At 69.9% G+C, this 13,607-nt stretch carries 14 protein-coding genes; 8 read left to right on the top strand and 6 right to left on the bottom strand.

Annotation, left to right across the window (positions count from 1 at the left end; all coding sequences use genetic code 11):
• Window positions 1–593: 593 nt before the first annotated feature.
• Window positions 594–902 (bottom strand): hypothetical protein, encoded by a 309-nt coding sequence (locus G5C51_RS14820; RefSeq protein ID WP_165237338.1) that lies wholly within the window; start codon window positions 900–902, stop codon window positions 594–596.
• Window positions 903–1,233: 331 nt separating this feature from the next.
• On the opposite strand from G5C51_RS14820, the gene G5C51_RS14815 reads away from it, so the two are divergent.
• From G5C51_RS14815 to G5C51_RS14805, 3 genes are all read left to right on the top strand, one after another.
• Complete coding sequence (locus G5C51_RS14815) at window positions 1,234–2,910, top strand: protein kinase domain-containing protein (RefSeq protein WP_165237326.1); 1,677 nt, start codon at window positions 1,234–1,236, stop codon at window positions 2,908–2,910.
• A 67-nt stretch (window positions 2,911–2,977) separates the two neighbouring features.
• On the top strand, window positions 2,978–4,000 hold the full coding sequence (locus tag G5C51_RS14810; RefSeq protein ID WP_165237324.1) for a C40 family peptidase: 1,023 nt from the start codon (window positions 2,978–2,980) through the stop codon (window positions 3,998–4,000).
• 278 nt (window positions 4,001–4,278) lie between these two features.
• Entirely contained in the window at window positions 4,279–5,010 is a 732-nt protein-coding gene (locus G5C51_RS14805; protein WP_165237322.1) for a phosphatase PAP2 family protein, read from the top strand.
• Window positions 5,011–5,112: 102 nt separating this feature from the next.
• Here the strand turns inward: G5C51_RS14805 and G5C51_RS14800 are convergent, their stop codons facing one another.
• The gene (locus G5C51_RS14800; protein ID WP_165237320.1) at window positions 5,113–6,699 is read right to left on the bottom strand and encodes an FAD-binding oxidoreductase; all 1,587 of its coding nucleotides are present in this window, start codon (window positions 6,697–6,699) and stop codon (window positions 5,113–5,115) included.
• 152 nt (window positions 6,700–6,851) lie between these two features.
• On the opposite strand from G5C51_RS14800, the gene G5C51_RS14795 reads away from it, so the two are divergent.
• From G5C51_RS14795 to G5C51_RS14785, 3 genes are all read left to right on the top strand, one after another.
• Window positions 6,852–7,058 carry a hypothetical protein gene (locus G5C51_RS14795; protein WP_165237265.1) on the top strand — a complete coding sequence of 69 codons (207 nt, stop codon included), beginning with the start codon at window positions 6,852–6,854 and terminating at the stop codon, window positions 7,056–7,058.
• Window positions 7,059–7,171: 113 nt separating this feature from the next.
• On the top strand, window positions 7,172–8,038 hold the full coding sequence (locus G5C51_RS14790; protein WP_420824810.1) for an SCO4651 family lipoprotein: 867 nt from the start codon (window positions 7,172–7,174) through the stop codon (window positions 8,036–8,038).
• Window positions 8,039–8,214: 176 nt separating this feature from the next.
• The gene (locus G5C51_RS14785) at window positions 8,215–8,391 is read left to right on the top strand and encodes a hypothetical protein (protein WP_165237318.1); all 177 of its coding nucleotides are present in this window, start codon (window positions 8,215–8,217) and stop codon (window positions 8,389–8,391) included.
• 46 nt (window positions 8,392–8,437) lie between these two features.
• On the opposite strand, the gene G5C51_RS14780 is transcribed toward G5C51_RS14785, so the two are convergent.
• The gene (locus tag G5C51_RS14780; protein WP_165237316.1) at window positions 8,438–8,767 is read right to left on the bottom strand and encodes a metal-sensitive transcriptional regulator; all 330 of its coding nucleotides are present in this window, start codon (window positions 8,765–8,767) and stop codon (window positions 8,438–8,440) included.
• 179 nt (window positions 8,768–8,946) lie between these two features.
• Between G5C51_RS14780 and G5C51_RS14775 the strand changes: the two genes are divergently transcribed.
• Together G5C51_RS14775 and G5C51_RS14770 are read left to right on the top strand one after the other, a co-directional pair.
• Window positions 8,947–9,567: a DUF47 family protein gene (locus G5C51_RS14775; RefSeq protein ID WP_165237314.1), complete on the top strand. Its 621-nt coding sequence runs from the start codon at window positions 8,947–8,949 to the stop codon at window positions 9,565–9,567.
• 5 nt (window positions 9,568–9,572) lie between these two features.
• Window positions 9,573–10,568, top strand: coding sequence for an inorganic phosphate transporter (locus G5C51_RS14770; protein ID WP_165237312.1), 996 nt, complete (start codon window positions 9,573–9,575; stop codon window positions 10,566–10,568).
• A gap of 109 nt (window positions 10,569–10,677) precedes the next feature.
• Here the strand turns inward: G5C51_RS14770 and pstB are convergent, their stop codons facing one another.
• Genes pstB through pstC form a run of 3 tightly spaced genes read right to left on the bottom strand, consistent with a single transcriptional unit; the run spans window position 10,678 to window position 13,554 of the window.
• Entirely contained in the window at window positions 10,678–11,454 is a 777-nt protein-coding gene (gene pstB, locus G5C51_RS14765) for a phosphate ABC transporter ATP-binding protein PstB (RefSeq protein WP_165237310.1), read from the bottom strand.
• 28 nt (window positions 11,455–11,482) lie between these two features.
• Window positions 11,483–12,550: a phosphate ABC transporter permease PstA gene (gene pstA / locus G5C51_RS14760; protein ID WP_206313841.1), complete on the bottom strand. Its 1,068-nt coding sequence runs from the start codon at window positions 12,548–12,550 to the stop codon at window positions 11,483–11,485.
• Window positions 12,547–13,554, bottom strand: a complete 1,008-nt coding sequence (gene pstC / locus G5C51_RS14755; protein WP_165237308.1) for a phosphate ABC transporter permease subunit PstC — start codon at window positions 13,552–13,554, stop codon at window positions 12,547–12,549. The genes pstA and pstC overlap by 4 nt, the downstream gene beginning before the upstream one ends.
• Between the last annotated feature and the right edge of the window lie 53 nt (window positions 13,555–13,607).

Genomic DNA, 13,607 nt, shown 5'->3' with positions numbered 1-13,607 from the left:
CCCCGCGCCCGCCGCCCGTACCGGAATCGAAGGAGTCGTCGTCGCCGCCGGGCAACCGGACCCGCGTCTGCCGCCGCTCGCCGGAGCCGCCGGCTCCGTACGCGAAGCCGTAGTCATAGTCGCCGCCGGCACGGCCGCCGCCGACGTCGTCGAAGCGCTCGTCGCCGTGGCTCATCGGATAGCTCCTTGCTCAGCGGACGCCGCCAACTCCCTTGCGACATAGGACCGTAGCGCCCCCGCGGCCCAACCGGAGGGCCGCACCCCGCTTTCGCCGGGCGCGGGTGCGCGATGTGTCGGCACACGGTGTGCGCCAGTACTCAGCGTGACATCCGGCACTGACATCGCAGCCGTCGTCACCTCGGTCGCCATCACAGTCCGCACCCCCCTTCTGGGCCGTCGGAAAGCGAGAGGGGCCGCGCAGTCCCGTTCGTTACGGGACCGGGAGCGGCTTGGGGTCGCGAGGGCAGGGGCGGGCGCCGGAGCCGGATCGGCCGATACGGCGCAGGGGAGCCGCACGACTCCGTGCGTGCGGGCCCGCAGCCGCCACCGGCCGACCGGTCGGCGCAACCGGCCGACCCTCGCGGGTCGTCGGGCTACACCGCCATTCCGTAGACGATGGTGAAGACCGTGCCGAGCGATCCGATGATGAATACGCCCGTGAGCCCGGCCACGATCAATCCCTTGCCCTGCTCCGCGCTGAAGGTGTCGCGCAGCGCCGTGGCGCCGATGCGCTGCTTCGCCGCGCCCCAGATCGCGATGGCCAGACACAGCAGAATGGCGAAGGCCATCACGACCTCAACCATGACCCGGGCTTCCTGGCCCAAGCTGCCGAAGGGGCCCCAGTCAGGGGCGATGCCATCGATAATGGTGTTGATGTCACCCTTCTCGGCCGCCATGAACATCTCGTAACTCACCGCCCCTAGTGGTGCGTTGCCGTACCCCGCCGGTCGGCGGGCTCTCCCATCCTCCCCGATGGAGACGCCTGCAGATGTCGATTTGGCGTCATCCGCACGTGTGTTGTGTGCAGATACGAACTCTCTGCAAATCCGGACCGCTGGGGCGGGGCCGGGTGTCACAGACCTCCCCTGAGTTGCTCACTCTGTGTATCACGGCATGTGACGCTGGGCAACGCCGTTGACGAGCCCCGCACGCAGCGTCACGACCGCGGTGCCGTGGCCGCCCGGCATCGGGAAGCCGCTTGAACAGGCCTTCCCCGCATGCCAGAGTCCCCGAGTGGCTCCCGAACATTTGCGCCCCCAAGACCCTGCCCAATTAGGCCCGCACGTCCTCCTCGGCCGGCTCGGCGCCGGCGGCATGGGGCAGGTGTACCTGGGGCGCTCGCCGGGCGGGCGGCAGCTTGCCATCAAGGTCATCCGCGATGACTTCGCGGATGCTGCCCCTGACGCTCTGGACCGGTTCCGGCGTGAGGTGGAGACGGTGCGGGCGGTGCACGGCGCGTATACGGCGAACCTCGTCGACGCCGCGTTGGACGCGCCGCCCTACTGGCTGGCCACCGAGTACGTGCCGGGCCCCACGCTGCTCCAAGCGGTGCGCCGGCACGGCCCGTTGCCGCCCGACAGCTGTCTGAGGCTCTTCGCCGCGCTCGCCGAGGCGCTGGCGAGCGTGCATGCGTACGGCGTGCTGCACCGCGATCTCAAGCCGCACAACATCATCCTGTCGCCGGTCGGCCCGAAGCTGATCGACTTCGGCATCGCCCGCGGCCTGGAGCAGAGCGCACTGACGCACACGGGGATGGTGCCGGGGACGCCTGGCTTCCTCGCGCCGGAGGTGCTGATACGCAACGAGGCGGGCGAGGCGGCGGACGTCTTCGCGCTGGGCGCCACGATGGCGTACGCGGCGACGGGGCGGGCGCCGTACGGGGACGGGCAGGCGCACGGGGTCTCGTACCGGGTGGTGCACGAGGAGATAGACGTCGCCGGGGTGCCGGCCGGGGTCGCGGAGCTGATCCGGGCGTGTGCCGCCAAGGAGCCGGAGGAGCGGCCCGGGTTGGCGGAGGTCATCCGGAGGTGCGGGGTGACGACGGCGCTGGTGGAGGACCCGCATTACGGGGCGCTGGCCGGTCCCGGGGAGGCGGTGCCCGCGGAGTCCGGGCCGCCGACGGGAGGGACGCCGCAGCCGCATCCGGCGACATATGTGCCCACCGTCGCCGCGCAGTCGGGGGCGGCGACGGGGCGGATGCCGTCCGGCACGCGGCGTAAGGGCTGGATCCTCGCGGCGGCCGGGACGGCCGTGGCGGTGGCGGCGCTGGCGGGTGTGGGCGCGTGGCTGCTGCCCGACGGGGACGGTGGGAAGGACCCGGCAGGGAAGGGGAAGGGGTCGGCGGCACCGAAGTCGCCTGCGGGGGACAAGCCGTCGGCCGATGGTGCCCCGGCCAATATCCGGGAGACCGGCCCGGTACGGGACGCATGGGTGGACGGAGGGTGCATGACCTCCGGATTCCAGGAGCGCGCGGAGGGGTTCCAGATCTTCCCGGAGCGCAAGCCGGTGCCGCGCGGCACCCGCTCGCTGACGGTGGAGTGGCGCGCCACCTACAGGGCCATCGCCATGAAGGAGGCGGCTCCGTATTACGTCGTCGCCGCCGTGCGCCCGCCGCACGAGATCGATGCCGAGACCGGACGTCCCATCGAGGGGCTCAAACAGGCGAACATGCAGCTCGGTTACGTCACCGAGCCCATGGATCTCTTCGACAGCGAGGAGGAGGCCGAGAAGGTCTCGTACCCCGAGGACTTCCGGAATCCGCGGCCGGTCGAGGGCGCGAAGATCAAGAAGCTCAAGGGCGGCCCGATCCCGTTCACGAACGATCCGGGCGACTGGACCGTGCTGTATTACCACGTGGAGTCGCCGACCGAGTACCGCCTCATCGCCTGCAGCGGCTTCGAGGTCAAGTAGCACCCTGCGTGACGAGTTATCCACAGGCGGGTGCGCAACAGGCGGCGGATGGGGGATGGTTGGAGGCATGGCGAGCGCGGGAGGTGGCCGCAGACGCGGCCTGGGCAAGGTCTGGCTGATCGGGTCGATCAGCTCTGCCCTGCTGTTCGGCTTCCTCGGCTTCCTCATTCTCGGTACGTACATGGCGGCCGGCGGCGCCGCGGGCGGCCGCGGGAGCGGCCTGGCCAAGGGTGCCGTGCCGGCGGCCTATCAGCCGCTGGTGCAGAAGTGGGGCAATCTCTGCTCCGCGATCAGCCCGGCCCTGCTCGCCGCGCAGCTGTATCAGGAGAGCGGCTGGGACCCGAATGCGGTCAGCCCGGCCGACGCCGAGGGCATCGCCCAGTTCATCCCGGGCACGTGGGCGACGCATGGCATCGACGGCAATGGCGACGGCAAGCGGGATGTCCGTGACCCGGAGGACGCCATCCCGTCCGCCGCCAGCTACGACTGCGAGCTCGCCGCCGACGTCAAGAACGTCCCGGGCGACCGGACGGACAACATGCTGGCGGCGTACAACGCGGGGCCGTATCGCGTCCTCAAGGCGGGCGGAGTCCCGCCGATCCGGGAGACGCAGAATTACGTCAAGATCATCCGGGCCCTCGAGAAGAGCTTCGCCGCCCCCACCAGCCGTGTCTCGCCCTCCAAGCAGGCTGCCGGGGCCATCCACTATGCGCAGGACAAGCTGGGGACGCCCTACCTCTGGGGTGGGAACGGGACGCCGGAGCAGGGTGGGCGGTTTGACTGTTCGGGGCTGACGAAGGCGGCGTATCGGTCGGTGGGGATTGAGTTGCCGCGGGTGGCTAACGATCAGTGGAATGCCGGGCCGCATCCGAAGCGGAGTGAGTTGCTGCCGGGGGATCTGGTGTTCTTCGCGTATGACCTCAATGATCCGCGGTCGATCCATCATGTGGGGCTGTACGTGGGCGGTGGGTACATGATCAATGCGCCGTACACCGGGGCCAAGATCCGGTTCGACAAGATCGACTCGCCGGACTACATCGGGGCGACCCGGGTGACGGAGGATGGCGCGAAGGCGCTGCCCAAGCGGTGAGGCGGTGCTGCCCAAGCGGTGTGGCGGCAGGGAGACAGCGGTCCGGCAGCCGCCCGGCCGCGCTTCGGTCACCGCTCGATAACCGACAGGTGATCTTTCGGTAAGGCCCGGAACCGGCGTTACTCCTGTCGCGTTCTCATGGTGCGGAACGCGACGTAACCCGGTACAACTGCCGGAAAGACCAAGGGAACCAGCAAGCGCCAGTAGCCACCACTGACCACGGAGGCCACCCGCACGCGAACAGCCACCCCCCACGAGCGAAGGACGGGCGCCAGCACATGCCATGGCCGTACGACGACGACACCCCCACCTCTGTCGCCGGAGCACCGCCGAGCGGCTCCAACCCGGACGTGTCCGTGCTGCAGGACATCAACGGCATCGCCGGCTCCACGCCGCACTGGCTGGACCGGAGCATCGCCTTCGCGGGTGAGTACGGTCTCGTGCTGCTCCTCGGACTGCTGCTCGTCGCCTGCTGGTGGCGGGTGCGGCGCTCCGACCCCCAGTCGGCCACCGCCTCGGTGGCCGCGCTGCTGTGGGCGCCGTGCGCCGCGGCGATCGCGATCCTGGTCAATGTGCCGCTGCGCAACTTCGTCGAGAGACCGAGACCCTTCGTCGACCACCACGACGGGATCACGCTGCTGCTGTCCGGCAAGGGCGGCTATTCGTTCGTCAGCGACCACGCGACGATCGCCGCGGCGCTCGCCGTCGGCATCTACATGGCCGACCGCCGCTTCGGCATCGCGGCGCTCGTCATCGCCCTCACCGAGGGGCTGAGCCGGGTCTATCTCGGCGTGCACTACCCGTCGGACGTCGTCGGCGGCTTCGCGCTGGGCACGGCGGTGGCGCTGCTGCTGGCCCCGTTCGGGACGGCGTGGCTGGGGCGCCTGGTGCGCTACGTGCCATGGCTGGCGCCCGGCTCGACGGCGGAAGCCGAGGGCGCCGCCGCGATCCCCGCACCGGGACGCAGCACCGAGCAACAGCTGTGGGAGGACCCCGGCAAGGCCGCGTAGCCGCCGCGGCTGTCCCGCACGGTGCGAGTCAGGGTGGGCGGCTTGCGAAACGTCCCGCGCCGGCCCGTCCCGCCTTGCGGGACGCCCTCCCCCGGAGGGACGTCACAACCCCTGCGGATACGAGAACAACCGTTCCCCGTCATACCGCTCCTTCACCCGCTCCAGCCGCTTCACCGCGCCCCCGTAATACGCCTTCCGCCACCCCTTCAGCCGCGGATCCGCATAGTTCTGATACGCCGCCCCCGAGGCATCACGCCGCAGCGCCGCATGGGTGCGATCCAGCCAGGCTTCGGCGGGCTTCGGGGAGCTCCGGCCGTCCGATGCGTCCTCGCCCGCCCATTTTGCGTAGTACTGCGCGAGCACCCGCGTGCCGCGGTGCACGAAGGCCGTCTCGTCCTCCCCGACCCGGTTCACGGCGCCGCCCATCGCGGTCAGCAGGATCATCCCGTCGACGCCGCGCCCGGCCTTGCTCGCCCGTTCCGCGTGCTCGACCAGCGCCCGGACGCCCGCCTCCCCGATGCCGCCGTCGAAGAAGTCCGAGCGCGCCGACGACGCCTCGCGCTTCATCACCCCGTCGCGATTGCGCCCCGGCACCGCACCGGGCAGGTGGCACTGCTCAACGCCGACCGCCGTGCACCCGGCGTAGACGTTCATCGCGTGCTGATACGTGACCGTGCTGACGTTCACCGACTTCGCCTGCCCCGGCCCGCCGGGAGCGTCGGCGAGGCGGTCGATGGCGTCCTTGAGGTCGTCCTCGTCGCCCAGCGACAGGGCGCTGACGGAGATGGTGGGGTCGGCGCCCGCGTTGGCGCCGAGGTGGCAGGCCGACCAGATCTCGTCGGGCTGGTCGGGGCCCCAGCGCTGCCAGGCGCGCAGCACCGCGGCCGCCTTCGACCACGGCCAGGACATCTGCGCCATGACGACGTCCGACGCCTTGTGCGTACGGAAGCGCAGCTCGGTGACGACGCCGAAGTTGCCGTTGCCCGCGCCGCGCAGCGCCCAGAAGAGGTCCTTGTCGCGCTTCGCCGACACCTCGCGGATCTTGCCGTCCGCCGTGACGACCGTGGCGCCGCTGAGGCTGTCGCAGGTCAGCCCATACGCCCGGGAGACGACGCCGTGGCCGCCGCCGAGGGTGAGTCCGGCGATGCCGACGGTCGCGCACGAGCCCGCGGGGACGGTGCGGCCGGAGGTGGACAGGCCGGAGTAGACGTCGATGAGGCGGGCGCCGGCGCCGATCACCGCGCTCTTCCGCGACGCCTCGACCGAGTCGAGGGCGGAGACGTCGACGATCAGCCGGCCGTTGCCGCTGGAGTAACCGCCGTAGGAGTGGCCGCCGCTGCGGATGGCGACCGGGACGCGGGCGCGGCGGGCGAATTCCAGGCATTCGCGGGCGTCGGCGGCCGAGGATATGTAGGCGATGGCGGCTGGTTCGAGGCTGTCGTAGCGGGAGTTGTAGAGCTGCCGGGCGGTCCGGTACGCGCCGTCGTCGGGCCGTACCAGCTTGCCTTCGAGGGAGCCGGCGAGCGCGGCCCAGTCGGCCTTCCTGCCGCTGCCGCCGGGGGGCTTGCGGCCCGGCTTGTCGTCCTTGCCGCCGCCGTCGCCGCCCGTGCACCCGGTCGTCAGCGCCGCGCTCGCGCCGCCCACCACCCCCGCCGCAAGCCCTGCCTTGATGACCTTCCGCCTGTCCATCGGGACAGTGCATCGCAGCCGGGCCGGAACCGCCAGACCCCGGGCGTACTCAGCAGTAATCCACAGGCTGCGGACCGGCGCGCGGGGGCGCACAGATGCACTCCCGACCGGGCCCGGGGGTGCACCGTCCGCGCGCCAGGTACGGTGGCGATGTGCTCAACCACGGCCCCGGAAACCGCCCCGGACCCGCCCGCCGCCAGCCGCCGCACCACGCGGTCGCGGACGGCGAGGCGCATGTGACGTCCACCGAGGAGACGGGTTCCTTCGCACTGGCCCGCTGCAGCTGCGGCTGGACCGGTCCCGCCCGCCGGGCCCGGGTGCGGGCGCGCGAGGACGCGGCCGGACACACGGCTGGTTAACGACCCCCGGCGTTCGCGATACGGCGAACAGCCGTGACGCAGCCTGCCCGGCTTCGTTATCCGAATCGAAACGATTCTGGGGCCATTCTGGGGCCGGGGTAGGCAGGTCATCCGTGGGCAGGTCAAACGCGACGAGGCAACCGCTGACACGCGCGGTCCGGTCGAGCGCGGCGTCGGCCGCGGCCTTCGCGGTGTTCTCCTGTCTCGCCGCGGCCGGATGCTCGGAGCACGGCGCGATCGCCGACGGCCGCTCCTCCGGCGACCCCGCGCGGATGGCGCGGGCGGTGCGCGACGCCGCCGACGGCCTGGTGAAGAGCGGGAGTTCGGCCGCCCGCACGGCCATGCAGATGAACAGCGGCGGCACCCGCGTCACCGTCCGCGGCACCGGCGGCTTCGATTACGGGGCCCGCCGCGGCCGGCTCGACATCGTGCTGCCGCAGAGCGGCCCGGGCGGCGGCGGCCGCGAGCGGCCCGCGCCCATCCGGGAGTTGTACGCCGCCGGCGCGCTGTACATGAAGAACCGCGGCGCGGGCGTCCCCTCGGACAAGTGGCTCCGCCTGGACACCACCGAGCTCGCCGACGGCAATCTCGTCACCAACGGCGCCACCGACCCGCTCACCGCCGCCGAACTCCTGCGCGGCGCGGGCAAGGTGACGTGCGACGGCCAGGACCGGCTGCGCGGCGACACGGTGCGGCACTGCAGCGGCACCACCGACATCGGCCGGGCGGCGAAGGCCGCTTCGGCGTACGCGCGCGGTTCGCTCGAGGCGGCGGCGAAAGGTTTCGCGAAGGACTCGGTCCCCTTCGACGCCTATCTGGACGACGACGGGCGGCTGCGGAAGGTGCGGTACGAGTTCGCGTTCGCGCAGCAGCAGGAGGTCGAGGTCGTCTCCACCACCGAGATCTACGGCTTCGGGGAGCCGGTGAAGGTGGCGCTGCCGGCCGACGGGGACATCTACGCGGGGAAGGTCGAGCCGTAAGCGACGGCTGCGCACTGCTGCGGGGGATGGGGCATTAGCCGGAAATCACCGGTTGCGCAAGGGGGTGCGGCGTGAAAATGGTCCAGACGTGTCATGCGCGGACTGTGTTGCCCTCCCTACGCTGGGCGGTGGTGGCCCCCCGGTAGGTACCGGATGGGAGAAAGCGAGGTGATTGCGTGGCTCCCGGAACGACCGTCCAGGACCATGTGGCACTCGCCGAGATCGAGCTGTGCGGGGAATTGATCATCGCGGCGAGCAGCACACCTGAGGAACGGCTGAGCCCCGACCGGATCGACGAGGTGCTGAAAGTGGCGTCCCGCCCGGCCTCGGCGGACGAGCGGCAGTTCGAGTAGCGCGGCCGGTAGCGCCGGGCGGCAGCCAAGACCCCGCGGCCGCCGGCTACGACCGCAGCAGCCTCGCAATTGCCGCCGTCGCCTCCTCCACCTTCTCGTCGACATCGCCCCCGCCCGCGGCGGCGTCGGCGACGCAGTGCCGCAGGTGCTCCTGGAGCAGCTGGACGGCGAAGGACTGCAGCGCCTTGGTGCCGGCCGAGACCTGGGTGAGTATGTCGATGCAGTAGACGTCCTCCTCGACCATGCGCTGCAGGCCGCGGATCTGCCCCTCGATCCGGCGCAGCCGCTTGAGGTGGAGGTCCTTCTCCTTGCTGTAGCCGTGCGGGCCGGTGTGCGTGGGGGCCCCTTCTACGGTCTCTACGGTTTCCGCGCTCATGACGGCTCCTCCCGTTTTATGGGCTCCACGCCCTGTTGCATACCCACCAGGGGTATATTCTACCGGTTTACCGCGGCGACGCGGGGTTACCCGAGGTACGGGTGCCGGTTCGCCGTGCTCGCGTGATGCGCCTAGCATCATCGAGACGCATCCGCTGTATTTTCCTTGAGGACCACACCGTGCGATTTCGTCTTACCCCCAGGGAGACGAGCTTCTACGACATGTTCGCCGCATCTGCGGACAACATCGTGACCGGCTCGAAGCTCCTCATGGAACTGCTTGGGGCGGATTCCTCCGCGCGCGCGGAGATCGCGGAGCGCATGCGCGCCGCCGAGCATGCGGGCGACGACGCCACGCACGCCATCCTCCACCAGCTGAATGCCTCGTTCATCACGCCGTTCGACCGCGAGGACATCTACCGTCTCGCGTCGTCGCTCGACGACTGCATGGACTTCATGGAGGAGGCCGTCGACCTGGTCGTGCTGTACCAGATCGACGAGCTCCCCAAGGGCGTCGAGCAGCAGGTCGAGGTGCTCGCCAGGGCCGCTGAGCTGACCGCCGAGGCGATGCCCCATCTGCGCACCCTCGACAACCTTCCGGAGTACTGGATCGAGGTGAACCGCCTCGAGAACCAGGCCGACCAGATCCACCGCAAGCTGCTGGCCCACCTCTTCAACGGCAAGTACGACGCGATCGAGGTGCTGAAGCTCAAGCAGGTCGTGGACGTACTCGAAGAGGCCGCCGACGCCTTCGAGCACGTGGCGAACACGATTGAGACCATCGCGGTCAAGGAGTCCTGAACCCCTTGGATACGTTCGCCCTCGTTCTCACCATCGGCGTCGCGCTGTTCTTCACATATACGAACGGCTTCCACGACTCTGCGAACGCGATCGCCACCTCGGTGTCGACGCGCGCGCTGACGCCGCGGGCGGCGCTGCTGATGGCGGCGGTCATGAACCTCGCCGGCGCCTTTCTCGGCTCCGGCGTGGCCAAGACCGTCAGCAAGGGGATCATCGAGACGCCGCACGGGGACCACGGGATGTGGATCCTGTTCTCGGCGCTGGTCGGCGCGATCGCCTGGAACCTGATCACCTGGTACTTCGGCCTGCCCTCGTCGTCCTCGCACGCCCTGTTCGGCGGCATGGTCGGCGCCGCGCTCGCGGGTGGCATCGGCGTCATCTGGAGCGGCGTCTTCGAGAAGGTCGTGATCCCGATGTTCGTCTCGCCGATCGTCGGCCTCGGGGCCGGCTATCTGGTGATGACGGCGATCCTGTGGCTCTTCCGTAACTCCAACCCGCACAAGGCGCAGCGCGGCTTCCGCATCGCGCAGACCATCTCGGCGGCGGCGATGGCCCTCGGCCACGGTCTGCAGGACGCGGCGAAGACGATGGGCATCGTGGTGATGGCCCTGATCATCGCGGGCAAGACCGACGGTCACGAGATCCCGCTGTGGGTCAAGTTCGCGTGTGCGCTGATGCTGTCGCTCGGTACGTACGCGGGCGGCTGGCGGATCATGCGGACGCTGGGGCGGCGGATCATCGAGCTGCAGCCGTCGCAGGGCTTCGCGGCGGAGACCACGGCGGCGAGCATCATGTACAGCGCCTCGTACGTCTTCTCCGCGCCGATCTCCACCACCCACGTGATCACCTCGGCGATCATGGGTGCCGGCGCCACGAAGCGCGTGAAGGCGGTCCGCTGGGGCGTCGCGAAGAACATCGTGGCGGGCTGGTTCATCACGATGCCGGCCGCCGCCGCGGTGGCCGCCTTCTGCTATCTGATCGTGCACCTGATCTTCGAGTAGCCCGCTCGTACGACATGAAACCGGGCCCGCCCCCTCCCCGGGGGCGGGCCCTTCGTCTTGCGGCGGCACCGCCATGCAGCGCCGCAAGACGGGCTGGGGGGTTCCGGGGTCAGCCGAAGCGGCCGGAGATGTAGTCCTCCGTCGCCTGGACCGCCGGATTCGAGAAGATCTTCTGGGTGTCGTCGACCTCGATCAGGCGGCCCGGCTGGCCGACGCCGGCCAGGTTGAAGAAGGCCGTGCGGTCCGAGACGCGCGCCGCCTGCTGCATGTTGTGCGTGACGATGACGATCGTGAACTGGTCCTTCAGCTTCGCCATCAGGTCCTCGATCGCGAGCGTCGAGATCGGGTCGAGGGCGGAGCAGGGCTCGTCCATGAGCAGCACCTGCGGCTGTACGGCGATGGCCCGCGCGATGCACAGGCGCTGCTGCTGGCCGCCGGAGAGGCCGGAGCCGGGCTTGTTCAGGCGGTCCTTGACCTCGTTCCAGAGGTTGGCGCCCTTCAGCGACTCCTCGACGACGCCGTCGAGGTCGGACTTCTTCACGCCGCCGTTGAGCTTCAGACCCGCGGCCACGTTGTCGTAGATCGACATCGTGGGGAACGGGTTCGGGCGCTGGAAGACCATCCCGACCACGCGCCGGACCGCGACCGGATCGACGCCGGGACCGTAGAGGTTCTCGCCGTCCAGCAGCACCTCGCCCTCGACGCGGCCGCCGGAGGCGACCTCGTGCATGCGGTTGAGGGTGCGGAGGAAGGTGGACTTGCCGCAGCCGGAGGGGCCGATGAAGGCCGTGACCGACTTGGGCTCGACGGACATGGAGATGTCCTCGATCGCCTTGAAGTCGCCGTAGTAGGCGTTCAGGCCGTTGATATCGATGCGCTTGGCCATTTCAGATCATTCCTTACGTTGGCCGAGCTCAGCGGCCGGTCTTCGGGGACTTCCAGCGGGCGATGCCGCGAGCCACCAGGTTGAGGATCATGACGAAGGCGATGAGCACGAGCGCAGCCGCCCAGGCGCGGTCGTAGCTCGCCTCGTTGCCGTTGGCCCACTGCTCGTAGATGTAGAGCGGGAGCGAGGCCTGGGCGCCTTCGAAGGGGTTGTTGTTGATCATCGGGTTGCCGAAGACCAGCAGCAGCAGCGGCGCGGTCTCGCCCGTGATGCGCGCGATGGAGAGCATGACGCCCGTGGTGATGCCGCCGATCGAGGTCGGCAGGACGACCTTGAGGATCGTCTTCCACTTCGGCACGCCCAGCGCGTACGAGGCTTCCCGCAGCTCGTTCGGGACCAGCTTGAGCATCTCCTCGGTGGACCTGACCACCGTCGGCATCATCAGGATCGCCAGGGCCAGCGAGCCGGCGAAGCCGGAGTAGCCGAAGCCCAGCATCATGATCCAGACGCTGAGGATGAAGAGGCCGGCGACGATCGACGGGATGCCGGTCATGACGTCCACGAAGAACGTGACCGCCTTCGCGAGCTTCCCCTTGCCGTATTCGACCAGGTAGATCGCCGTCAGCAGGCCGATGGGGGCCGCGATCAGGGTCGCGATCGCCACCTGCTCGATGGTGCCGAGCAGCGCGTGGTAGACGCCGCCGCCGGGCTGGATGGTCACCACGCCGTTCATGGAGTGGGTGAGGAAGTAGCCGTTCAGGACCTTGATGCCGCGGGCGATGGTCTCGTAGATCAGCGACGCCAGCGGGACGACGGCCAGCAGGAAGGCGACCCAGACGAGCGCCGTCGCGAGGCGGTCCTTCGCCTGCCGCCTGCCCTCGACCCGGGAGGCGATCACGTACTGGCCGATGACGAACAGGATCGCGGCGATCAGGCCCCACTGGATCTTGCTCTGCAGGCCGGCCACGAGGCCGATGGCGATCGCCACCGCGGCCGAGCCGGCGGCGATGACGGCCGGGCCCCACTTGGGCAGCCGCGGCTGGTGGATGCCGAGGTGGTCGGCGCGGTCGGCGGGGGTCATGGTCGTGGCGGTCATCCGTTGGCCCCCGAATACTCCTTGCGGCGGGCGATGATCAGGCGCGCGGCGCCGTTCACCAGCAGCGTGATGACGAAGAGGACGAGGCCGGAGGCGATCAGCGCGTCACGGCCGAACTCGCCGGCCTCCTTGAAGGCGGAGGCGATGTTCTGCGCGAAGGTGCCGCCGCCGGGCTCCAGGATCTTCGCCGAGAGGATCGCGGAGGGGGACAGCACGGTCGCGACGGCCATCGTCTCGCCCAGGGCGCGGCCGAGGCCCAGCATCGAGGCCGAGATGACGCCGCTGCGGCCGAAGGGCAGCACGGCGGTCCTGATGACCTCCCAGCGGGTGGCGCCGAGGGCCAGGGCGGCCTCCTCGTGCATCTTGGGGGCCTGCGCGAAGACCTCGCGGCTCACGTTGGTGATGATCGGGAGGATCATGATCGCGAGCAGGATGCCGACGGTCATCAGCGAGCGGGCCGCGCCGCCGTCGTACGAGAAGACGACGGTCCAGCCGAGCCAGGAGTCCAGCCACTTGTAGACCCCGGTCAGGTGCGGGACCAGGAAGAGCGCGCCCCACAGGCCGTAGACGATCGAGGGGATCGCGGCCAGGAGGTCGATCACGTAGGCGATCGGGGTCGCGAGCTTGCGCGGCGCGTAATGCGTGATGAAGAGCGCGATGGCGACGGCGATCGGGACCGCGATGAGCATCGCGATGATCGAGGAGACGATCGTGCCGAAGGCCAGCACCGCGATGCCGAAGACCGGCGGGGTGGAGTTGGCGTTCCACTCGAAGGTCGTGAAGAAGTTGCCCTCGTTCTTGGAGAGGGCCATGACGGCGCGGATGGTCAGGAAGACCGCGATCGCGCCCATCAGGACCAGGAGCGTGATGCCGGCGCCGCGGGAGAACCCGAGGAAGATCTTGTCGCCGAGCCGGCCGGTGCCCTTGGCGGAGGTCAGATGTCCCGGCTGCGCCTTTGGTGCCTGGGGTGGCGGCGGAGCCGGGGTGCGTATGTCGGTGGTCATGTGGTGTTTCTCCGGTCTGGTGTGGGGCGGCCTCCCCGGTGGGGGCGGCCGCC

Origin of the sequence: Streptomyces coryli (assembly GCF_011044975.1) — a bacterium.
GTDB classification, from domain to species: domain Bacteria; phylum Actinomycetota; class Actinomycetes; order Streptomycetales; family Streptomycetaceae; genus Streptomyces; species Streptomyces coryli.
This window is presented reverse-complemented; position numbering and strand designations above follow the sequence as displayed.